Annotated in this window: 20 protein-coding genes; 14 read left to right on the top strand and 6 right to left on the bottom strand. The window is 44.8% G+C overall.

Going from position 1 to position 21,784, the window contains the following annotated elements:
* The first annotated feature begins 2 nt into the window (after positions 1–2).
* The gene (locus tag PBAL39_RS06910) at positions 3–1,271 is read left to right on the top strand and encodes a DUF1501 domain-containing protein (protein WP_008239751.1); all 1,269 of its coding nucleotides are present in this window, start codon (positions 3–5) and stop codon (positions 1,269–1,271) included.
* Between the two features lie 6 nt (positions 1,272–1,277).
* Here the strand turns inward: PBAL39_RS06910 and PBAL39_RS06905 are convergent, their stop codons facing one another.
* The 3 genes from PBAL39_RS06905 to hemW are packed head-to-tail and all read right to left on the bottom strand — an operon-like array spanning position 1,278 to position 3,587.
* On the bottom strand, positions 1,278–1,610 hold the full coding sequence (locus PBAL39_RS06905) for a phage holin family protein (protein WP_008239750.1): 333 nt from the start codon (positions 1,608–1,610) through the stop codon (positions 1,278–1,280).
* 28 nt (positions 1,611–1,638) lie between these two features.
* On the bottom strand, positions 1,639–2,424 hold the full coding sequence (locus tag PBAL39_RS06900) for an SDR family oxidoreductase (protein WP_008239748.1): 786 nt from the start codon (positions 2,422–2,424) through the stop codon (positions 1,639–1,641).
* Between the two features lie 20 nt (positions 2,425–2,444).
* The gene (hemW, locus tag PBAL39_RS06895; RefSeq protein WP_083801717.1) at positions 2,445–3,587 is read right to left on the bottom strand and encodes a radical SAM family heme chaperone HemW; all 1,143 of its coding nucleotides are present in this window, start codon (positions 3,585–3,587) and stop codon (positions 2,445–2,447) included.
* Between the two features lie 71 nt (positions 3,588–3,658).
* Here hemW and PBAL39_RS06890 point away from each other — a divergent pair, with 71 nt between their 5' ends.
* From PBAL39_RS06890 to gldN, 7 genes are all read left to right on the top strand, one after another.
* A complete protein-coding gene (locus PBAL39_RS06890; RefSeq protein WP_008239745.1) occupies positions 3,659–4,489 on the top strand; it encodes an amidohydrolase in 831 nt (276 codons plus the stop codon).
* A 167-nt stretch (positions 4,490–4,656) separates the two neighbouring features.
* Positions 4,657–5,652 carry a DUF4271 domain-containing protein gene (locus PBAL39_RS06885; RefSeq protein ID WP_008239744.1) on the top strand — a complete coding sequence of 332 codons (996 nt, stop codon included), beginning with the start codon at positions 4,657–4,659 and terminating at the stop codon, positions 5,650–5,652.
* Between the two features lie 17 nt (positions 5,653–5,669).
* On the top strand, positions 5,670–6,440 hold the full coding sequence (locus tag PBAL39_RS06880; RefSeq protein WP_008239743.1) for a uroporphyrinogen-III synthase: 771 nt from the start codon (positions 5,670–5,672) through the stop codon (positions 6,438–6,440).
* Between the two features lie 220 nt (positions 6,441–6,660).
* On the top strand, positions 6,661–8,019 hold the full coding sequence (locus PBAL39_RS06875) for a gliding motility-associated lipoprotein (RefSeq protein WP_008239742.1): 1,359 nt from the start codon (positions 6,661–6,663) through the stop codon (positions 8,017–8,019).
* A gap of 41 nt (positions 8,020–8,060) precedes the next feature.
* Positions 8,061–8,873, top strand: a complete 813-nt coding sequence (gene gldL / locus PBAL39_RS06870; protein ID WP_008239741.1) for a gliding motility protein GldL — start codon at positions 8,061–8,063, stop codon at positions 8,871–8,873.
* 42 nt (positions 8,874–8,915) lie between these two features.
* A complete protein-coding gene (gene gldM / locus PBAL39_RS06865) occupies positions 8,916–10,454 on the top strand; it encodes a gliding motility protein GldM (RefSeq protein ID WP_008239740.1) in 1,539 nt (512 codons plus the stop codon).
* Positions 10,455–10,461: 7 nt separating this feature from the next.
* Entirely contained in the window at positions 10,462–11,334 is an 873-nt protein-coding gene (gene gldN / locus PBAL39_RS06860; RefSeq protein ID WP_008239738.1) for a gliding motility protein GldN, read from the top strand.
* Positions 11,335–11,596: 262 nt separating this feature from the next.
* On the opposite strand, the gene uvrC is transcribed toward gldN, so the two are convergent.
* The 3 genes from uvrC to PBAL39_RS06840 are packed head-to-tail and all read right to left on the bottom strand — an operon-like array spanning position 11,597 to position 18,439.
* A complete protein-coding gene (gene uvrC, locus PBAL39_RS06850) occupies positions 11,597–13,399 on the bottom strand; it encodes an excinuclease ABC subunit UvrC (protein WP_008239731.1) in 1,803 nt (600 codons plus the stop codon).
* 21 nt (positions 13,400–13,420) lie between these two features.
* Entirely contained in the window at positions 13,421–15,646 is a 2,226-nt protein-coding gene (locus tag PBAL39_RS06845) for a transglycosylase domain-containing protein (RefSeq protein ID WP_008239730.1), read from the bottom strand.
* 3 nt (positions 15,647–15,649) lie between these two features.
* Positions 15,650–18,439 (bottom strand): tetratricopeptide repeat protein, encoded by a 2,790-nt coding sequence (locus tag PBAL39_RS06840; protein ID WP_008239729.1) that lies wholly within the window; start codon positions 18,437–18,439, stop codon positions 15,650–15,652.
* Between the two features lie 108 nt (positions 18,440–18,547).
* On the opposite strand from PBAL39_RS06840, the gene PBAL39_RS06835 reads away from it, so the two are divergent.
* The 6 genes from PBAL39_RS06835 to atpH all read left to right on the top strand — a co-directional run bounded on the left by PBAL39_RS06835 (position 18,548) and on the right by atpH (position 21,781).
* Complete coding sequence (locus PBAL39_RS06835; RefSeq protein WP_008239728.1) at positions 18,548–18,769, top strand: AtpZ/AtpI family protein; 222 nt, start codon at positions 18,548–18,550, stop codon at positions 18,767–18,769.
* A 52-nt stretch (positions 18,770–18,821) separates the two neighbouring features.
* Positions 18,822–19,208 carry a hypothetical protein gene (locus PBAL39_RS06830; RefSeq protein ID WP_039866210.1) on the top strand — a complete coding sequence of 129 codons (387 nt, stop codon included), beginning with the start codon at positions 18,822–18,824 and terminating at the stop codon, positions 19,206–19,208.
* A gap of 17 nt (positions 19,209–19,225) precedes the next feature.
* Positions 19,226–20,359: a F0F1 ATP synthase subunit A gene (gene atpB, locus PBAL39_RS06825; protein ID WP_008239724.1), complete on the top strand. Its 1,134-nt coding sequence runs from the start codon at positions 19,226–19,228 to the stop codon at positions 20,357–20,359.
* A 45-nt stretch (positions 20,360–20,404) separates the two neighbouring features.
* Positions 20,405–20,620: an ATP synthase F0 subunit C gene (atpE, locus tag PBAL39_RS06820; RefSeq protein WP_008239723.1), complete on the top strand. Its 216-nt coding sequence runs from the start codon at positions 20,405–20,407 to the stop codon at positions 20,618–20,620.
* A gap of 85 nt (positions 20,621–20,705) precedes the next feature.
* Positions 20,706–21,200 (top strand): F0F1 ATP synthase subunit B, encoded by a 495-nt coding sequence (locus PBAL39_RS06815; RefSeq protein WP_008239721.1) that lies wholly within the window; start codon positions 20,706–20,708, stop codon positions 21,198–21,200.
* Between the two features lie 32 nt (positions 21,201–21,232).
* Positions 21,233–21,781 (top strand): ATP synthase F1 subunit delta, encoded by a 549-nt coding sequence (gene atpH / locus PBAL39_RS06810; RefSeq protein ID WP_008239719.1) that lies wholly within the window; start codon positions 21,233–21,235, stop codon positions 21,779–21,781.
* The last annotated feature ends 3 nt before the right edge of the window (positions 21,782–21,784 follow it).

Here is a 21,784-nt window from a genome sequence, read left to right as displayed (position 1 = left end):
TTATGACAACATCAAGAAGGGGGTTTATCAAAGCCGGGGGACTGGCATTATTTGGGATAGGGCTGGGGGGAATCCCCGGATTTCTTGCAGATGCCGTGGCAGCGACAACAGCGCCCGGGCTTTTCAAAAGAAAGAAAATTCTGGTATGTATCTTTCAGCGTGGTGCCATGGACGGGTTGATGGCAGTCACACCCTTTACCGATCAGTACCTCAAAGAAGCACGGCCGAACCTGTTCATGTCTGCAGCTAAGGGTACGAAGGAAAAACCATTGATTGATCTTGACGGCCGTTTTGGTTTACACCCTTCCATGGCTGCTTTTGAACGGGTTTTCCGGGAAGGTCAGCTGGCGATTGTGCATGGTCTGGGTTCTCCAAACCAAACGCGGTCCCATTTTGATGCCCAGGACTATATGGAGTCTGGAACGCCTTTCCAGAAAAATACGGAGAGCGGCTGGCTCAACCGTGCAGTGGGCCTTCTGGGCCACGATGGTGCCACTCCCTTTCAGGGGGTAAGCCTTACGTCCTCCTTGCCAAGGTCTTTTTATGGAGATGAAGCTGCAGTAGCCATCAGCAACCTGCAGGATTTTAACATCAGGATGCGTGGGAATGCCAATGCTGCGAATGTTGCTGCGAAAAGTTTCGAGGACCTGTATGACCAGACCTCCTCAGACTTGTTAAAAGGTGCTGGCCGCGAGAGTTTCGAAGCAATTAAGATGCTGCAGAAAACAGATGTAAAAAATTACAAGCCTGTGGACGGTGCTGTATATCCGAAATCGACGTTGGGAAACTCCCTGAAGCAAATCGCCCAGCTGATCAAGATGAATGTAGGTATGGAGGTGGCTTTCGCCGAATCCGGCGGCTGGGATACTCATTTCAATCAGGGCCGCGATACCGGTATTTTTGCGAGAAACGTGAATGACCTGAGTGAGAGCATTATGGCATTCTGGACGGATATGGGTACACTCCAGGACGATGTGACGGTGATGACCATGACTGAATTTGGGCGGACGGTAAAGGAAAATGGTACCGGTGGTACCGATCATGGTCGTGCATCCTGTAACTTTATCCTGAGTCGCGGGGCGACAGGAGGGAAGGTACACGGACAGGTACAGCCTCTTGCAGTGGACAACCTTGAAGATGGACGTGACCTCGCCGTAACCACAGACTTCAGAGCTGTTTTCAGTGAGGTGGCAGACCGCCACCTCAATATCCACAATGATCAGGTCCTTTTTCCGGATTGGAAAGGCAACAGGATCGGTGTAATGAAGTAGGCGCGGTTAAAAGTAGGACACCATTGCGCCAAGGACGCCCATGACGAGTGCAATGAGTATGGCCGGGGTGAACCCTTTGATCTCAAAGCCACTAAAGAACAAATCTGCAACTTTAATCATGATTGCGGTAACAACAATGTGTACTGCAAAAGAGAGTAAACCCAGTGTGACTACGTTTAATGGAAACCTGATGATCCATCCGATGGTCGCATTCAGCAGCCCCACCACCAGAGCCACAAGGATTGCAGTGCTGAAATTTTTAACCTTTATGCTGCGCATGATGTAGGTCATGCCTAAGATGATGCCGGCATTGAGCAGGAGTTGTACGATAAAATTCATAAATTTAAAGTTAAGGCTGAACGCCGGGTTAATTGACCTTTGCTGTTCTCAGGTATTTCGAAAACCGCAGTGGAAAGAACCGTTTAAACCAGACGCCTTTAATTTCTTTGCCGCCAATATATACTTCTTCTTTTTGCTGTAGGATGGCTTTGATGATGTGCTGTGCACATAGTTCGGGAGCCATTCCTTGTTCCTGGGCGCTATCCATTGTTTGCTGCGGACTGCCGTCTGCTGTTAACGCATTTAACGTAATATTAGTTTTGATGAAACCTGGGCAGGCGATAGTGATGAAGATGTTCTTGTCATAGACCTCCAGTCGCAAACCATCAAAATAACCATGCAGTGCATGTTTTGCTGCGGCGTATCCGGACCTCCATTTTGTTCCGAATTTACCCAGGAGGCTGCTGACGCAAACAATATGTCCTTCTCCTCTGGCAATCATAGCCGGCAGTACCGCCTTACTTAACAGTACGCTGCCCCAGAAGTTGACGTTCATCAGTTTTTGTTCTACTGTGTTAGATGTTTCCAATGCGAGCGACCGCTGTGTAACACCGGCACAGTTGATCAGCAGGTCTATATGTCCGAAAATACGGAGTGCTTCTTCTGCTTTCTGATCCAGGGTGGTACCCCGCTCCAGATCGAGGGATAAGATGTGGGTGTTGATTTTATTTTTACAACCACTTTTAACGCGGTAGAGCTCGTCCCGGTTGCGTGCCGAAAGGATGAGCCTGGCATCCATCTGGCTTAGCGCATAAGCTAAAGCTTCTCCGATTCCTGAGGATGCGCCCGTGATCCATATGACTTTATTCTTCATGTTTTACTTGATTGTCGATGTTACTGCTGATGGTCCTCGGGAATCAGAAAGAGTTCGGAGGCAATGTGATCTGCAAATAATTTTCCATCTGTTGTTAATGTCAGTTGATTGTCCTGCTGTGAAAGCCACTTTTTTTCAACGAAAGGCTTGATGTGTTTTAAGGTATCTTTATGGAATTCTGATCCGAAGTTGCGCATAACCTGATCCAGGTCTGTTCCCCACATGGTCCGCAACGAGGTCATGATGTACTCGTTGAACCGGTCGTAAATGTCCAGCTGTTCTATAGTTTCGGGTAATTTTCCCTGGTCCATGTCCCTAAGATAAAGGGCATTGTTGGCGACATTCAGGTAGCGGGTGTGGCCGTCAAAGCCATGCGCCGAGGGGCCGATGCCAATGTAGGAGACGCCCCTCCAATAGTTGGTGTTGTGGACGGCATATTTACCCGGCTGACTAAAATTAGAGATTTCGTAATGTTGAAATCCGGCAGAGCTGAGTTTATCTATCAATGTCAGAAACTGATCCGCACTTTGCTCATCGTTCACTGGAGTTTGCTTCCCTCGTTTTATGGCGCTGGCCAGTGCGGTGCGTGGCTCGACGGTGAGTGAGTAAGCTGAGATGTGAGGTGTCTGGAACTCAATGGCCTTATTGATGTTGCTCAGCCACTTCTGATCTGTGAGCAAAGGATAGCCGTAAATCAGGTCTATGGTCAGATTTTCAAAACCTGCATCCTGACTTCGTTTGATGCATTCTTCAGCTTCCTGTACATTGTGGGCGCGGTTCATCCAGCGCAGGTCTTCTTCAAAGAAAGATTGTATACCAATGCTGAACCTGTTGACGGGGAGCTGTTTCAGCGCCCTGATCTTTTGTGCATTCAGGTCATCAGGGTTGGCCTCAATCGTAATTTCCGCATCCGAAGAAATGGAATAATGCCTGGTTAGCGTGTCAAAAATTTTTGCCAGTGCATGGTCTGGAAGTACCGAGGGTGTGCCTCCGCCGAAATAAATGCTTCCTATCTGGTCCGTGGCGCGTGATTTCTTCTGAACCAATTCTTTGCAGATGGCATCAGTCATCTCTTCCACATACTTCATAGAAGTGCTGAAATGGAAGTCGCAATAGGTGCATGCTTTTTTGCAGAAGGGAATGTGTATATAAATGCCGGCCATTCCTGCAAAGATACGGCAAATGAGATGTCAATAGCTTATATTTATCATCCATTTATAAACCTGATCACATAATGAGAATAGATAGTCACCAGCATTTCTGGAAATATGATGCAGAAAGAGACCGCTGGATTACATCGGATATGCAGGTGCTGCAACAAGATTTCCTGCCTGCTCATCTTGAAGGATTGCTGAAAGCCAACGATTTTGACGGATGTATTACCGTGCAGGCGGACCAGTCGGAAGCAGAGAATGTCTTTCTGCTGGCAGCCGCATCTGAAAATAATTTCATAAAAGGGGTGGTCGGCTGGCTCGACTTCCAATCTGAAGAGCTTGCTGACAAACTCCGTTACTACCGGCAGTTTCCCTTACTGAAAGGCTTCCGGCACGGACTTCAGGCGGAGCCACAGCGTGACATGATGTTGCGTCCTGATTTTATGCGTGGGATAGGGCAGCTTCGTGACCATGATTTTGTGTATGAGGTTCTGGTGCTGGCAGATCAGCTTCAGTTTATTGCAGCCTTTGTTGGCGCTTTTCCGGATCAGAAGTTCGTGATCGACCATATGGCAAAACCAGACATTAAAAATGGCGGACTGGAACGCTGGAAGACCGATATTGCTGCAGTTGCCGAACATGAAAATGTATGGTGCAAAGTTTCTGGCATGGTGACAGAGGCATCCTGGCACACTTGGAAAAATGAAGACTTTGAGCCTTATCTGGACGTGGTGGTTTCGCATTTCGGGACGGGCAGGATCATGTACGGTTCGGACTGGCCGGTATTTTTGCTTGCAGCTTCCTCATACGAGGCGCAGCTGCAGGTGGCGACGGATTATTTCGGGAAATTCAGCAAGAGCGAGCAGGCCGCTTTTTACGGGTTGAACGCTAAGGAGTTTTATACTTTATAGGATTTGTAGTGGTGGGATTTCCGCCGTCGTTTGCGGGCTTGTCGTGAACTGTGTATAAGCACGTTTATAACTGTTGATCAATGCCCTCGCGAATCTTTCTGAAATATTATTCACGCTGTGATTGTTGTCAGCTTTAATATCCCATATAATAACCTAAATTTGCGGCAATGAATCTCATTCGCATTGTCGTAGTGTTTCTCTTTACGTTGGCTGCAGGTCTTCAGGAGTCCAGGGGGCAGGTGCTACCTGTTGCTCAGAGCGATAGTCTGACGCCGCAAAAGCCCGTATACCGGAGGATGCTGCGGGATTCAGCCTACTACGCTAATCTGGCTATTCAGCGGAAAGTCACAGACTCAATCATCACACATACCTGGGCTGCACCAGACTCCCTTATCAGTAAACACCTCCTCATCGACAGCATCCTGAAAGCAAACACCGTTGGGCGCTCGGGTCTTTATGAGCGGTACAAGGACTTTGGAGAGCTGAGGAAAAACACACCCTATCGTAAGGGAACGCCACTGCCGAAGGGCGAGCTTTGGATTCTCGCGGTAATTGCTGTTCTGCTGATGGTGTTCTCTGCGCTGAGATTTACGTTTGCCAAACAATTGCAGAGTATCATACAGGCTTTCTTTAGTAACCGCGTACTGAATAACCTCAATAAAGAAGATAATTTGTTTACCTCATGGCCTTTTTTACTGCTGTTTATTCAGTTTGGATTTACCCTTGGGATGTTTTTTTACCTCACATCCCAGTATTATAACATCACTTTTTCCAGCAGCGGCTTTCAGTTTTATGTAAGTATTTCGATACTCGTGGTGATTTTATATGCGCTGAAAATTATCATTTTGAGAGTACTGGGTTATCTTTTCAATGTGCAGAAGGCCGTTAACGAATATGTTTCCATATTATATTTGAGTTATTTTAACCTGTCACTGCTGTTTATGCCGCTGGTTATTGCTTTTGCCTTATCTCCTTTAAAGTATGGGCCTTACTATGTTGCAGTGTCCTTTATACTACTTGCAGTCATTTTTGTTTTTCAATTTATCCGTGCCGGAATTAATATTTTATCGCATTATCGATTTTCTAAAGTGTATTTATTTTTGTACTTTTGTGCCCTCGAAATTTGCCCTATATTAATATTAATCAAGGCAATAGGATTTTAAAGCGGTAATTAGGTAAAATGCAAGAAAAGACAGAAGATAGGCTACGCAAGGTGAAAAGTATATTGATCACCCTGCCAAAACCTGAAACAGAGAAGTCTCCTTATTTTGATTTGGCAAAGAAGTACAACCTGAAAATTGATTTTAGATCATTTATTCATGTTGAGGGTGTTCCTGCCAGAGACTTTAGAAAAGACAAAATTAACTTAGGTGATTTTACTGCGGTAGTATTTACCAGCAGGAATGCTGTAGATCATTTCTTTCGTATTTGTGAAGAAATGAGACATGATGTTCCTGCGGAGCTGAAATATTTTTGTATTTCGGAATCTACAGCTCTGTACCTGCAGAAGTACATTCAGTACAGGAAGCGTAAGATTTTCTTTGGAAAGCAAACTGCCGCCGATCTTGCTGAGGTATTGAAGAAACATGCATCGGAGAAGTTTCTTTATCCTTGTTCAGATGTGGCTACAGAGGACACCATGAACTTTCTGCAGAAAAATGGCTATGACTTTACGCCGGCAGTACTTTTCCGGACGGTAGTATCTGATCTGTCGGATCTTGCGGAGGTGTTTTATGACATCATCGGATTTTTCAGCCCCTCAAGTATCCAGTCGTTATTCACCAATTTCCCAGACTTTAAGCAGAACAATACCCGCATTGCGGCCTTCGGTGTGAACACCCATAAGGCGGTTAAAGATGCCGGGCTGATTGTTGACATCGCTGCGCCATCACCTGAAGCGCCATCAATGATTATGGCCATCGAAAACTACATTAAGAAATCAAACAAATAAACAAGCAAGTTTCGCTTTATTTAAAGGAGAGGCCCAGAGGGGTTTCTCCTTTTTTGTTTTTATTGATTTATTCGAAATAAATATTTCCCGCGGCAGCGTCGTGAACGGGTCTGAACGGAAAAGTTTGTTCATTATTACAGTACAGCGCATTTTTTCCTTTTAATAATTGCATATATGAATCATATTCGATAAAATTGCTATAAAATTGCCTGACATAATTATGAGAAACATATACTTTTTTGGATTTATTGCAATTGCACTATTAGCGAGTTGTGGAAAAGGAGGACAGGGAGAGCTGGTAGGTGTTTACAATAAGAAATTCAAGAACAACAGGGTTCCGTTAGGCATGGTATACGTGCCTCCCGGGCGAACGCTCATTGGTATGTCTGATGAAGATATCAACAATACCCAGACTGCACCGAGCAGAATGACCTCCTTCAGCGCCTTTTTTATGGACCAGACGGAGATCTCCAACGCAGAGTACAGGCAATTTGTCAATTGGGTGAGGGATTCCGTGGCGGTGACCACCCTGGGGCCAAGTGCAGCGCCCAACTTCTATATGCCCGCACCAGCAAATGCGGGTGCCGGACTTCCATCAGAAAGAAACATCAACTGGAAAAAAGTAGGCAATGGCTCACTACTGTGGAGCAATAAAAACGGAGGTTTTGGATCTAAGCTTGGGGATATGTACTATAGCGGTGCAGATGCCATCCCTGGACGCAAAGAAATCGATGTCCGGAAATTAAGGTACGCCTACAGTTACAAAAGCATAGATCTGGAAGCGGAAGGCCGAAAGGATCCTACGAAGAAGAGATCTGATTTCATCGTTACCTATACTGATCTTCCTGATCCTAATAACCCAAATCAGTTCCCATCCGTACATGTTTATCCGGATACACTGGTATGGAAAGTAGATTATTCATATTCACAGAATGATCCAATGGTCAAGACCTATTTCAATCACCCTTCCTATGATGACTATCCTGTGGTTGGTGTTTCATGGGAACAGGCAACTGCTTTCTGTGTATGGCGTACCCGATTTTATGAGTCGGTGGCCGCGTCAAGAAAACAACCCATCAATGCAAGGCCTGAATATCAGCTTCCGAGTGATGCGCAGTTTGAATATGCAGCCAGGGGTGGCAATGTGAAAACTAAATATCCATGGGGAGGTCCCTATGTCAGGAACACCAAAGGATGTATGCAGGCAAACTTTAAGGTAGGACGCGGTAACTACTCCGATGACGGGGGCCTGTACACCGTCAATGTCCGTTCTTATTTTCCAAATGACTACGGTCTGTATAACATGGCCGGTAACGTTTCTGAATGGACGGTCACTTCCTACAACCAGTCGGCCGCACCGTTACTCCTAGACTTTAACCCTAACTTCACCTCGGTCTACAGACCTGGGGAAAGCAAATACAAAAAACGTAAGGTCGTAAGAGGCGGTTCCTGGAAGGACATCGGCTTTTTCCTTCAGAATTCCGTAGGTACTTATGAGTATCAGGATGAATCCAGATCTTACATTGGTTTCAGGTGTATCTCGGCATATCCTGGTTCCGATATCCGTTATAGTAACTAAAAAAAAAACATAAAAACAACCCCCTTCATCCCTACAACAAAATGGCAGCAAAAGTAAAAATTGATAAGCTGCACCTGGCGATTTCGCTTGGTGCGAGTGTGGTAATTATAGGAGCACTGTTCAAAATCCTTCACTTAGGTGGGGTATGGGGCAACTACATGATTGGAGCCGGACTTGGCGTAGAGGCCTTTCTCTTTGCGCTGACAGGATTTTTTCCGCCGGCACCAGATCCGAAATGGGAAAGAGTATATCCTGAATTGAGCGAAGACTTTAACGGGGAGCTTCCAAAGGCTTCTGCGAGACCCGTAGCCCAGGCATCAGGAGGATTTTCTTCTACTGCAGCATTGGATAAAATGCTTTCAGATGCGAAAGTTGGTCCTGAACTGATCGAGAGCCTTGGTACCGGATTAAGGACTTTCGGCGACAAAGTGGCGGCAATCTCTAACGTTGCTGATGCTTCTATGGCCACTGCAGAATTTGCTGGTAAATTAAAAACAACTTCTGCGAGCTTTGATGCTTTAAGCGGTGCTTTTGCATCGGCTACAGCACAGCTTTCTGAAATGGGACAAAGCAACGATGCTTCTAAAGCGTACCATGAGCAGGTGAACGCACTTGCCAAAAACCTCGGTGCCCTGAATGCAGTTTACGAGCTGGAACTTCAGGATTCAAGTGCCCACCTTAAATCCATGAATAAGTTCTATCAGAACCTTTCCCTGACGATGAACAACTTCAATGAGTCGATGGAAGATTCTAAACAGTTTAAGGAAGAAGTTGGCAAACTGGCCAAAAACCTATCTTCGTTAAATGCGATTTATGGCAATATGTTATCTGCCATGAACCAGCCACGCGTATAATCCTGAATTAGTTATCATTTAAACACAAAGACCTAACTAATAATGGCCGGAGGAAAAGAAACAGCAAGGCAGAAGATGATCAATATCATGTATTTGGTATTGCTCGCTATGCTCGCCTTAAACGTATCGGATACGATACTGAATGCTTTCAAAAACATCAATGATAGTTTGCTGACGTCAAAGACGAATGTGAATACCAGCATTGAACAGTTGTTTGCAGCATTTGAAAATACAAAACTAAAAGATGAACCAGCAAGGGCCCAGCCAATCTGGGCTAAAGCCAATCAGGCGAAAGGATATGCTGACGACCTCACCAACTACATCCAGAAGCTGAAAGATCAGTTCAGCACTGCTGGTAACGGCATTGACCCCGAAACCGGCGACCTGGTAGAGCGCTCTAACCTGGACATTGCCCAGGGCATTATGATCAACCAGAAAGAAGGGGAGAAGTTAAAAGCAAAGATCAACGAAACCAGGGAGAAGCTGATTGCTTTGCTTGAGCCTCAGGATCGTGAAGGCATTACTTTTACGCTGGAAGCCAAGGATGCGACGAAATCTATCAATGGCAATAAAAAATGGGAAGACATTAACTTTGGTGAAGGAACGCCGCTGACTGCTGCGAATACCATCCTGACCAAACTACAGTCGGACACCAAAAATGCCGAGGCGGAGATCGTTAAAAAATTATTTGGAAACATGGATAAGTCGCTGGTGAACCTGGATCAATTTGATGCAGTTGCCGTGGCACCTTCTTCTTATGTAATCCAGGGGCAACCCTATACTGCGCAGGTATTCCTGACCGCCAGCGATTCCAAGTCTAACCCTAACATTACCGTAAATGGTAGTTCATTGGCGGTAAGAGAAGGAAAAGGTACCTATACAGGCGGTACAAACAGCGTTGGTGTGTTCAAGTGGAAAGCGGTGATTTCGGTGAAACAAACAGATGGTACGGTGAAAACCTACCCTACAGCTGAGCAGACTTATCAGGTTGCAAAACCATCTGCCACGGTGTCTCCGGATAAGATGAACGTAATTTATGCAGGTATTCCAAACCCATTCTCTGTTTCTGCTGCGGGTTTCCCTATGGAGAGTGTAAGAGCTACCATTGATGGAGGTTCAATCTCAGGATCTAACGGAAAATATACCGTAAATGTTCCCGGAACTCAGGTCGGCAAAGAGCTGAGCATCAATGTATCCGCTACCAATGCAGGGAAAACAATAAATCTTGGTGCACAACGTTTCCGTGTGAAGGCTTTGCCGACACCAAAAGCGATGGTAAAAGGTAAGTCAGGTGGAAATATTGATGTGGAAGCGCTTGCCAGTGCGGGTGTAATGGATACACAGCTGGAAGATTTTGTTTTTGATGTAAAATACAGAGTAGTGCGCTTCTCTGCTACGTTTATCAACCCACGCTCTGATGCGGTGACTATTCAGAACAGTGGTGGTAGCTTCAGCGGACAAGTGAAAGGTGCCCTGAATTCGATCAAGCCAGGAGCGACAGTATTGTTCAAGGACATTGTTTGTGAAGGCCCTGATGGACGTCAGAAGGTATTGGATGGCATTACATTTAGTGCAAAATAAGATAATTATGAAAAAGGTTTTAGGCATTGCAGTAATACTGTTGTTGAGTGTAAGTGCTTTTGCGCAGGATACTGCGGTTAAGGTACCGGTGAAAAAGGCCAAGATCAAAACTCCTCCAAAGGATGGTTTTACGGCACGGGTGGATGTAGACAGCGCCATTATGGTTCCGTATGCGGATGTGAGGGAAGAGGATGTGTTTTATTCGAAACGCATCTGGAGAGAAATTGATCTTCGTGACACCATCAATTCAGTATTGAGAGCTGAAAATGCAAAACTGATTGACGTATTGATGGAGGCTGTTGGCGCAGGTGAGCTGGATGCCTTTTCTCCTAAAGATACAGTGGCTGGTAAACTTCTGGAAGATAACGATTCTTTCAAAATCCTTCTGACCCCTGAGCAGGCTTTGGCTGGGGCAAGAGGACTTACAGAAGGGGAAGCAGATCCTACCACAGGACAGATTGCTGAGCCTACCTTAAAGCGCTTCAGACCGGATGAGTATATGAAGTACCGGATTAAGGAAGACTGGATCCTGGATTCCAAACGCTCTGTTTTTGAACCGAGGATCATTGGTATTGCGCCAATGAAGGAGGTGGAAGGAAACTGGCAGCCGGTGTTCTGGATTTATTACGATCAGGCAAGGGAACTGCTCTCTAAAAAGAGAATTGTCAATCCTTCAAATGATGCGTCGGTATTGACTTTTGATGATTTCTTCGTAAGACGTTTGTTCTCGAGTAACATCGTTAAGGAAACCAATCCTGCAAATAAGAACATCGTTGATATTCTTGGTCAGACAGACAAAAAAGATCCCAGGAAACTGTACGAATCTGAACGTATCAAAAAAACCATTGCAGACTTTGAGCAAAGTCTTTGGGAGTATTAAGTCCTGATGATATATTTAGAGCCCTGGCAGATGCCGGGGCTTTTGTATTTTGTATTTTCCGTGATATGTTCGCCAGTTGTTCGGGTTTTGTTCGCTATTCACAAGGGGTTGACAAGGTACTCACAAGGTGTTCAGATATCCCGTGTAAGGTATATGGATATATAAAAGCAATAGAAAAGCCTGCTGAATGTGCCTTAAAGGGCGGGGTATACCTTATCAACCTCCATATTTTTTACTGGCTGTTTAGATTGCCTCTATGACATTATGGGTTTTTCTCGAAATACTCAAGTAAGGTTTTTACCTGCGCTTTGTTCAGGACAGTCTGCAGTTCCGGTTCTGTTGCCGCTTTGATCTTCTTTACTGATTTAAATTGTCTCAGTAATTTGTCTGCTGTAGTTTTTCCGATGCCTTCAATCTGTTCCAATTCTGTTTTAAGTGTTCCCTGATCGCGTTTTTTCCGATGGAAGGTAATGCCGAAGCGGTGTGCCTCATCGCGCAGCTGCTGAATGAGCTTGAGGCTCTCAGACTTTTTATCCAGGTATAATGGATAGGGGTCGTTCGGGAAGAATAATTCCTCCAGACGTTTGGCAATTCCTACCACCATAACCTTATTGGCAAGGCCCAGCTTTTTTAAAGAGCTCATAGCGGAGGATAGCTGCCCTTTGCCGCCATCAATAATGATAAGTTGAGGTAGTGTATCCTCTTCCTCTAACATGCGCTTGTACCGCCTGAAAACAGCCTCCTCCATAGTTGCGAAATCGTTAGGGCCTTCCACGGTTTTAACGTTGAAGTGCCGGTAGTCTTTTTTTGAAGGTTTGGCATCTTTGAAAACTACAATTGCGGATACCGGATATTTTCCCTGAAAGTTGGAGTTATCAAAACACTCAATGTGCACTGGCAATTTTGCCATTCCCAGATCCTTCTGCAACTGGCCTAAGATCCGTTCGGTACGCAGGTCCGGGTTGAGCTTTTCATATTGATTGAGTTTTTCTTTTTTAAAGAAGAGCACGTTCTTCTGAGAGAGTTCCAGGAGCTTTTTCTTTTCGCCGAGTTTGGGAACCGTAAAACGAAGGTTGCTGTCTTCTAAAACAATATCAAAAGGAACGATGACCTCCTTGGAGGTACTGTTGAATTTTGTACGGAATTCTGTGATTGCCAGGGTCAGCAGCTCTTCGTCAGTTTCGTCAAGACGTTTTTTGATTTCTATCGTCTGAGTTTGAATGATGCTGCCGTTCATCACCTTTAAATAATTGACAAAGGCATAGCGCTCATCTGAAGCAATGCTGACCACATCAATGTTAGTAATGGCGCTGCTGACTACGGTGGATTTACTCTGATATTTTTCCAGGACGAGCAGTTTCTTCTGGTATTGGTGTGCATACTCGAAGTTGAGTTCTGCGGCAGCATCCCTGATGACCTGCTTAACATCCTTGATGACATTGCTGATCTTACCGTTCAGGATCTCCTTGATTTCCTCAATGTTTTTATCATAGTCAGGCTCCGACTGGTAAGCCTGGCAGGGGCCTTTGCAGTTGCCGATCTGGTATTCGAGGCAGACCTTAAATTTTCCGTCGGTAATGTTTTTCTGTGTCAGCGGGAGGTTACAGGTGCGCAGGGTATAGGTTTCCTTGATCAGGTCCAGGATGGTGTGCATCATTCCTACTGAAGCATAAGGACCAAAATAGGTCGAGCCGTCCTTCACCCGGTTTCGCGTCCAGTATACCCGGGGAAAAGGTTCTTTTTTAATGATGATCCATGGATAGGTCTTATCATCTTTGAGCATGATGTTGTAACGCGGCTGATGTTTTTTGATCAGGCTGTTCTCCAATAGCCAGGCATCGATCTCCGTATCTACAATCGTGAATGTGATCTTTCTGATCTTCGAAACCAGCACCCTTGTTTTTCCATTCAGCTGTCTGTCCTGAATAAAATAAGAGCCCACACGGTTTCTAAGGTCTTTGGCCTTTCCGATATAAATGAGCGTATCTTCCACATCCCAGTATTGGTAGACACCGGGTTTGTGGGGGATATCCGCCAAAACCTTTTTATAGTCAAAAGCACTCATGAATCTTAACGTTTAAACGGATTAGAAGCCTAATTTCTCATCCAGTTCTGTGTTCAGTGAATCCTGTTGTTGGTATTGATTGCAGTCGAATGTGATGGATACACCGTTTTTAGGTGGTTCAAAGTCGGCCTTGCTCATGTTTAGTTTTGAGCTTGCATATACCCGTTTCATGAAACCTGCATATACCGGAAGTGCTGTCGTCGCTCCGTCACCACCAGCAGTACTCGTAAAGTGGAAAGCACGGTCTTCACATCCCGTCCATACACCAGCGACAAGCTCTGGAGTGATGGCCATAAACCATCCATCAGAGTTCGCGTTTGTTGTTCCTGTTTTACCACCGATAGGCCCATTTACACCATACCTGCTCCCCAGTCGCCATCCCGTTCCGCTGGTTACTACACCGCGCAGCATCCTGGTCATCACATAAGCCACCTCCTCATTCATCACTGGTACCGGAATTGGTTTTTCACTGTACAGGACCACTCCATTTTTATCCGTGATGCTCATGATATAAGTGGGCTTGTTCCACACGCCTTTGTTGGCAAAAACACTGTACGCACCCACCATGTCGTAGACCGAGGCATCAAAAGACCCAAGGGCAATAGAAGGGTAGGCCGGAACTTCCGAGGTGATGCCCATTTTCTTTGCAAGTGTGGCCACTGCTGTAGGGCCTACCTGTTTCATCAGGTAAGCTGCAATGTAGTTTTGCGACAATGCCAGAGCTTTCTGCAGGGTGAGGTATCCAGGTACCGTACCTGATGATCTCGGTGTCCATGGCTGACTGCCAGGTACTTCGATCGTTACGGGTTCGTTTAATACGCTGTAACAAGGGGAGTACCCGTTCTCTATGGCCACAGCATAAGTAAAAGGTTTTGCTGTGGAGCCTACCTGCCTTGTTCCCATTTTTACCTGGTCGTATTTAAAATGCTCGTAGTTGATGCCACCCACCCATGCGCGCACTTGTCCGGTTCTTGGATCCATGGCCATCATTGCATTTCTCAGCAGCATTTTATAATATTTAACCGAATCAATCGGTTTCATCAGCGTATCGATATTGCCTTTCCAGGTAAAAATGCTCAGTCGCGTCGGTGTATTGAAATCCTGTTTGATCTCTTCGTCTGACTTCCCCTCCAGCTGCAATGATTTGTACCGGTCTGATCTTCTCATACCCTGATCAATCTGCATCTCTTTTCCTTTAAAGGGGTTTCTGCCTTTCCAGCTTTTGTTGAAGGAAGCCTGAAGGATTTTCATGTATTCCTTTTGCGCCTCTTCCGCATAAACCTGCATGTCGTAATTGATGGAAGTCGTGATGCGGAGCCCGTCTCTGTCCAGATCGTAAGGTGTGCCATCTGCTTTGAGGATGGAGCGTTCCTGGAAGATCCTTTTGATGTCGTTTTTAAGTACCGCACGGAAATAGGGGGCGATACCATCATTTACTGTCGCTGCGCTAAAATGAAGTGCAAGTGGTTTTTCCCTGTTGGTTTGGAAATCCTGTTCTGTCAGGTAATCATTTTTTACCATCAGGCCCATGATGGTATTCCTGCGTGCCAGGGAGCGCTCGGGGTTACGCGTAGGTGAATAACGGGTAATCCCCTTTAGGATACCCACCAATGTGGCCGCCTGAGGTACGGTTAACCTGGAAGGAGTGGTGTTGAAATAAACCCTTGCTGCCGACTTGATCCCATATGCCTGGTTCCCGAAGTCTACGGTGTTCAGGTACATCACGATGATCTCTTCTTTAGTGTAGTTACGCTCCAGCTTTACGGCAATCACCCATTCCTGGAATTTCTGAAGAAGACGCTTGGCAAAGTTTTTCTGACGTCCTTCTTCTGAGAAAAGGTTCAGGGCAAGCTGCTGCGTGATGGTACTTCCTCCTTGTTTTTTGCCGATCAGCGCATATAGGAAAATGGTGAATGTGCGCTTGAAATCTATCCCTGAGTGTTCCTTAAAACGAACATCTTCAGTAGCAATCAAGGCATTGATCACGTTGGGCGAGATCTCATTGTAGGTGACGTTCGACCGGTTCTGTACAAAATAAGTGCCCAGGATTTTACCATCTTCAGTGACAACTTCTGATGCCTGGTTACTTTTAGGATGCTCAATATCTCTGAATGATGGCAAAGTGCCGAATAAACCAAATCCCACGGAAACGATGAAAAGTGCAAATACTACTATCCCCCCGATCAATATCTTCCAAAGTCTAAAATTGTACTTTCTAATGTCTTCTTGCGAAAGTGGCTTCCTCATTGTTTAATTGTTGTTTTTATAGAATTCAAGGTATTTGTTCATCAGGTCCCTGCTGGTCAGCTTCTCAAAGTTTTCCTTACTGATGATAAAGCTGTCGTACAGGTTTGCAGGGACTTTCATGATCTGTCTTAACTGTGGTGTGATGCCAGACGAATATTCTTTTACATCGTCTAAAGTACCAAAGTTTCCGACAAATATAAGCTGATCATTGTCAAATTCCGTTATTTGATGACGCAGATTGCTTCCTGCGTAGTTTCCACGGTTAAATTGGCCGATGCCAAAGCGGGACGAACTGAGACTGACACTGGCGTCAGCAACATGCACAACAAAATAATAAGTACCCGATGCGGCGGTGCTGAAAATCGTCTGCACCTTTGCAGGCTCAGGTTTTGTGACCATTACAGGCGTCTCTGGTTTAGGCGTCACGGTTACTGGTGCGACAACCGTTGCTTCTGGTGCAATGGGTTTTGGTGTAACGACAGGAGGTATCTGTGTTTGTGGTTTTTTGGATACGCTCGCCAGTGGCTGCTGTTTGAAGAACCTTGGTTCGGATGGGTCGAAGTCGATCAGGGCCACTGGTCTCTTTCTGAATTCCTCAAGGTGCTGACGGATGTATGTCAGGTGGTCATTTACCAATGGGACAATGAGCTGGTCGTTTGGAAACCCGCTTTTCAGCAATTCAAATGAATTAATCAGGCTGTCCACGTGACTTGTTCTGCCGATGGCGATAGATTTCAGGTAAGCAAGCTGAGGTGCCAGGTAGTTTTCCGGGTTACGGTTTAGCACCTCGTCTACACGCTGTATTACCCCACTAAAATCCTTCTGCTCATATTGACCAAAGATGGTATTGTATTGTGCATTAATAGCGGTCTCCAGCTCCGATTGCCTCAGAGAGAAGGAAGGATCAAGTATGGTCTTGGCATAAGTAGAGGTTGGAAACTCCTTCAGTACCTTATTTCTGTACAAATCTGACTTTTCCGGGTTGCTGGTTTTATTCAGCAGGAACATGCTGTAATAGATGGCAGCGAGGTGATTGTTGTCCGGAAAGCGCTCTAACAGGAGCTGGTATACCGTTTCCGCTTCCTTATAATCATTTAATTCCTGCAGGTAGAAGTTGGCAATCTGGTAGTAGGCATCGATGATCTGCTGGTTGGACTTTGCCAGTTGTACAGGTGTCAAAGGGATGGAGTCTTTGAAGTTCCGGATTTTCTGATCTTTATCGGTGATGCCCGCAAGTACGCTATCAGGGTTGATTCCAGCGTTGCCGGATTCATTTTTTTTGATCTCATCTGTAGTGGCCTGCGCTGAGGTCCTGATGCTCTGACGCCAGTTGTCCTCCAGTTTTCTGTTTCCCCATTTCTTCTTGAAATCAGAGAAGCCCATGTCCACTGCGCTGGTATTTGCGAAGTAAAAGGCCCCTGATGTATTTCCTGTCCTCGAAGAAGGGTTGGTGTTGTTATCAAACAATGGCGTATTAATGTTCTGGTCTGGGATTGAAGTACTGTTGACTTTAGGGTTTAACATGGCATCAATCCTGGTAAGTCTTTCTGCTTCCGGCAGCCTGGCAAGTGCCTGCAGGGTGTCCTGGACAGTAATGATTTCGTACCTGTCGGTCAGGTATTCCAGGTTCTGGTTTTTCTTAACAATAAGCCCATAACCAGGGTAGGTTTTCGGTAGGGTGAGCACGGCACTGTCGTAATATAACTTTGCTGCCCGGTAATTCCGGAGTTCTTTAAAGTGGAGGTCGGCAACTTTTAGATAGGAGAGCCCTTTCTGATAGTTGTTACTGGTACTGTTCCTGACAGACAGGTTGTAGTACTTAAGGGCGTCATTAAACTGTTCATCCCTTGCATACGACTCTGCAATCTGGTAATATACCTGGTCGTGATAGTCCAGGTTTTTATCGTCTTTCAGCAATGCCAGCAATTGTGCCTGTTTATTTACTTTTTCCCCACTCAGGAAAGCATTCAGTTTGATGCGGTTGAGGTTGGCGTTGAAGTACAATTCAAAAGGAGCATTGCTCTTTTCGACCCTGCGGTAATGCTGCAGGGCTGTGGTATATTGCTGTTCGATCTCTGAAAGCTGTGCTAGAATATAGGTCCATCGTATCTTCTCCTGCTGTTCAGGGCCGGACGCAATAGCCGCCTGAAGCGTGTTGGCGGCCTCCTTGTAGTTGCGTTGGTAGATGTACATCTGCGCAATGGTGGCCAAAGGTTCTGCAATGTGCCTCGTCGCCACATTTACAGAATCCTGCAGCGTATCCAGAACACCGGCAGCTTCGCTGTATTTGCCCAGTTGCATCAGGCTTCTGGCTTTCCAGTCCATACCCTGAAGGTAACTGTTCCTGAGACTGTCGTAGTTTTTGGTCACGTAGCCAAAGTACTCAACAGCATTAAAATAGTTCTTTTTAAAGAAGTTGGCTTTACCAAGCAGCAGGTAGGCCTCGTCTATGTAGTTCCCATAGCTTTTTTCGAGAATGATCACCTGGGCCTTTTTGATGACGTCATCCATTGCCGGGATTCCGGCCTCAGCCTGTATGTTATAAATATCGTATTTGTCCGGGTTGGTATATACTGGTAAGATCTCCTCGTAATTGTCGGCGTAGGTATCCCTGAGTTCCTGCTGGTGGGTCGTCAGGATCACATTGGCATTATATATATAGTTATACCGGGAAGTGAGGTTTTGTATCGCTCTGCTTCCGCCGGTATCCTTGTGTGTACTGCAAGCGTAAAGGATGCTCGTGCAAAAGATAAATAGTATTACCTTTAGGATGTCGATTGCGTAATTTTTCAAAAAGTGCAGATTGGTTTTTAGTTTAATTAACTACAAAATATATACAAAAGTATTTTATTCGTGAATAACTTCTTAACAAAATAAGTTTTATTTGCAGCATCTCAGTTTATGAAGGATCCTGAAGGAAAAAAAAAGAGCTTAAATGATTTTGCCAAATATACGGCAATCAGCGTACAGATGCTGGTCACTATAGGTATATTCGCTTTTATCGGATATAAGATCGATGCCAGTCGAGGTCCCGGGCAGCCGCTTTTTACTGCATTGTTCAGTCTGCTGGGAGTGGTGCTTTCCTTATATCAGGTTGTGCGACAACTCAATAAAACAAAGTAGTAATTGTATAAAGCAATACTTATTATATACTTTTGCAGAAAAATATACCAAATTGAGTTTAGCGCGTTTTACCCTTTACTATTTATTGTACAGTTTTCTGCTGGCTGCGATAGTGGTTTTCCTACCTTACCTGTTTCCTGATGTGGTATTGTTCATCCCCCGTTTCTGGGTGATGTTTGGCTTTCTCGCAGGGATCACGTATATCGCCTATGCACTCGCTGATTTTGGGATGAAACGCAATCCTGAAACGGGTATAATGGCCATTATGGGATCAATCGTGATCAAAGTCATGTTTTCACTGGCTTTTGTGCTGATTTACAGCCTGAACGCTAAAGAAAAGGGCTTGCTTTTAGTGCTGAATTTTTTTTCTTTATATTTATTGTTCAGCTTCTTTGAAATATACTCTTTGTTACTTAACTTGCGCCACCAAAATAAATAGTAAAAATCTGCGACTAAATGGATTGTAGCCACGTTTTTGAATTTAAAGTGAATAGGTTAATTGTTGTTTTTGCGCTTTTTTTAGCGTTTTTCTCTCTCAGGTCAGATGCTTACGGGCAGACCGATAGCCTTGTTGTTTCAGCGGATACTGCGGTTTCTGCAACTGAAGTTCATGCTGAAGGTGCCGAAGGGCATGCCGCCGCACATGGCGAAGAAAAATTCGAGCCAACAAAAGTGATTATGGAGCATATTGCCGATTCACATATGTGGCATCTGTGGGGACATACTTCCCTTCCTCTTCCGGTAATTGTATATACTCCTAACGGAGGTCTCGAAGTTTTTTCTTCAGGTCATTTTCATCATGGTGAGCATGACTATCAGGGGGTAAACAACTACCGTCTTGTTGAAGATAAAATCAAGGTTGTAGGTGCTGATGGAAATGTTGACGAGGCTGCTTCTGCTGCCGTGCTTGATTTCTCAATCACCAAGAATGTTGCTGCCATGTTTGTAGCGATTGCCGTCATCCTTATCGTTTTTGTTTCAGTAGCTGCTGCTTACCGCAAAAGGGTAGGTAAAGCCCCTAAAGGACTGCAGTCTTTTGTAGAGCCGATCATCATTTTCGTAAGAGATGACATCGCCCGTCCGAACATTGGTCATAAATATGCGAAGTTCATGCCTTACCTGCTGACTGTTTTCTTTTTCATCTGGATCAATAATATCCTCGGCCTCATTCCGATTTTCCCGGGGGGTGCCAACGTAACAGGTAACATCGCATTGACGTTTGTGTTGTCGTTGTTTACGATGATCGTCGTGAACATCAACGGTAACAAACATTACTGGAAACATATTTTTCTTCCTAACGTACCATTCTGGTTGTGGCCATTGATGGTTGTTGTGGAGGTAATTGGTATCATCTCAAAACCTTTCGCGTTGATGATTCGTTTGTTTGCGAACATTACTGCGGGTCACATCATTGTGCTGAGTTTGATTTCCCTGATTTTTATTTTTAAAACCCTTGCAATCGCACCTGTATCTATCGCATTCGTTTTGTTCATGGATGTGCTGGAACTGTTGGTTGCATTTTTACAGGCGTTCATCTTCACGTTGCTTACCGCTTTATTTATCGGTATGGCAGTAGAGGAACACCATTAATAGTTAGCAAACCATTTTTTACAAATTATATAAATTAAATTAGTTATGGTAGGTTCAATCGCGGCAATAGGTGCCGGTTTAGCAGTAATTGGTGCCGGTATCGGTATCGGTCAAGTTGGTGGTAAAGCAATGGAAGGTATTGCTCGTCAACCAGAGGCTGCATCAAAAATTCAGACTGCAATGATTATCGCTGCTGCCCTTATCGAGGGTGCTGCTTTATTCGGTGTGGTAGTTGCATTATTAGGAAACAATCCTGCATAATTCAAACTGAAAATTTTAAGCAGGTACCCGGCGATTGGCCGGGTACCTGCTTTAATATAGAAAACAAGTTTAAAAGTATCATATAATGGAATTAGTAACCCCTAGCATAGGATTAGTTTTTTGGACATCAATCGCGTTTGTCTGCTTATTAATATTACTTAAGAAGTTTGCATGGAAACCGATACTTGCTGCCATTCAGGAGCGTGAGCAAAGCATCGAAGACGCTTTAAATAAAGCTGAACTTGCTAAGACAGAAATGGCACGTCTGACCAGTCAGAATGAGGAGCTGTTGAAAGAAGCGCGTGCTGAGCGTGACCTGATCCTGAAAGAAGCAAAAGCACTTAAAGACAATATTGTCAATGAGGCTAAGACCCAGGCACACAATGAAGGTGCTAAGCTGATTGAAAAAGCTAAAATTGAGATTGAAAATCAAAAGAAAGCTGCTTTGTCAGAATTGAAAAATCAAGTTTCGTCTCTTTCCCTTGATATTGCTGAGCGTGTTTTACGTAACCAGCTGCAGGACAAAGCTACTCAGCAGGACTTAGTAACGAATCTATTAAAAGACGTTGAATTAAATTAATTGATTCCTTCGCTTAGCCAAATTAGATAAAAATGTTAGAAAATAAAGCAGCATCGAGATACGCCAAGTCTTTAATAGACCTTGCTCAGGAGCAGAACGCTTTGGAAGATATCAAAAAGGACATGGTTCTTGTAGACCAGGTGATTGATGATAGCTCCGAGCTGGAAGCACTTCTCAATAATCCTATTGTTCCCCTGGATAAAAAGGAGAGTATACTGATTAATGTTTTTGGGACACATGTTCATGAGGTCACTAAAACATTCCTGAAACTGATTGTTAAAAAAGGGCGTTCGGAGATCATTTTTGGAACAGCAAAAGCCTTCATCCAACAATATAATGTGATCAAGGGAATTGTGACTGCTTATGTCACTTCTGCAATTGAACTTACAGAGGCTAGCCGTGCGGAAATCGTAGCTTTGGTGAAGAAGGAAGTACAAGCTAATGAGGTGATCATTAAAGAGAAGGTAAATGAGAAACTGATTGGCGGTTTTATTTTAAAGGTTGGCGACAAGCAATTTGATGCCAGCATTGCCAATGGCTTGAACAAACTTAAAAAAGAATTTGCCCAGGGGATTGTTTAGTCC

This window comes from Pedobacter sp. BAL39 (assembly GCF_000170795.1).
GTDB lineage: Bacteria > Bacteroidota > Bacteroidia > Sphingobacteriales > Sphingobacteriaceae > Pedobacter.
This window is presented reverse-complemented; position numbering and strand designations above follow the sequence as displayed.

Bases quoted from the DNA above. Each gene is read 5' to 3' on its own strand.
- PBAL39_RS06875 (WP_008239742.1), top strand. From the start codon at position 6,661: ATGAGAAACATATACTTTTTTGGATTTATTGCAATTGCACTATTAGCG.
- PBAL39_RS06845 (WP_008239730.1), bottom strand. From the start codon at position 15,646: ATGAGGAAGCCACTTTCGCAAGAAGACATTAGAAAGTACAATTTTAGA.
- PBAL39_RS06835 (WP_008239728.1), top strand. From the start codon at position 18,548: ATGAAGGATCCTGAAGGAAAAAAAAAGAGCTTAAATGATTTTGCCAAA.
- gldN (WP_008239738.1), top strand. From the start codon at position 10,462: ATGAAAAAGGTTTTAGGCATTGCAGTAATACTGTTGTTGAGTGTAAGT.
- atpH (WP_008239719.1), top strand. From the start codon at position 21,233: ATGTTAGAAAATAAAGCAGCATCGAGATACGCCAAGTCTTTAATAGAC.
- hemW (WP_083801717.1), bottom strand. From the start codon at position 3,587: ATGGCCGGCATTTATATACACATTCCCTTCTGCAAAAAAGCATGCACC.
- PBAL39_RS06900 (WP_008239748.1), bottom strand. From the start codon at position 2,424: ATGAAGAATAAAGTCATATGGATCACGGGCGCATCCTCAGGAATCGGA.
- gldM (WP_008239740.1), top strand. From the start codon at position 8,916: ATGGCCGGAGGAAAAGAAACAGCAAGGCAGAAGATGATCAATATCATG.
- atpE (WP_008239723.1), top strand. From the start codon at position 20,405: ATGGTAGGTTCAATCGCGGCAATAGGTGCCGGTTTAGCAGTAATTGGT.
- gldL (WP_008239741.1), top strand. From the start codon at position 8,061: ATGGCAGCAAAAGTAAAAATTGATAAGCTGCACCTGGCGATTTCGCTT.
- atpB (WP_008239724.1), top strand. From the start codon at position 19,226: ATGGATTGTAGCCACGTTTTTGAATTTAAAGTGAATAGGTTAATTGTT.
- uvrC (WP_008239731.1), bottom strand. From the start codon at position 13,399: ATGAGTGCTTTTGACTATAAAAAGGTTTTGGCGGATATCCCCCACAAA.
- PBAL39_RS06880 (WP_008239743.1), top strand. From the start codon at position 5,670: ATGCAAGAAAAGACAGAAGATAGGCTACGCAAGGTGAAAAGTATATTG.
- PBAL39_RS06910 (WP_008239751.1), top strand. From the start codon at position 3: ATGACAACATCAAGAAGGGGGTTTATCAAAGCCGGGGGACTGGCATTA.
- PBAL39_RS06815 (WP_008239721.1), top strand. From the start codon at position 20,706: ATGGAATTAGTAACCCCTAGCATAGGATTAGTTTTTTGGACATCAATC.
- PBAL39_RS06885 (WP_008239744.1), top strand. From the start codon at position 4,657: ATGAATCTCATTCGCATTGTCGTAGTGTTTCTCTTTACGTTGGCTGCA.
- PBAL39_RS06890 (WP_008239745.1), top strand. From the start codon at position 3,659: ATGAGAATAGATAGTCACCAGCATTTCTGGAAATATGATGCAGAAAGA.
- PBAL39_RS06905 (WP_008239750.1), bottom strand. From the start codon at position 1,610: ATGAATTTTATCGTACAACTCCTGCTCAATGCCGGCATCATCTTAGGC.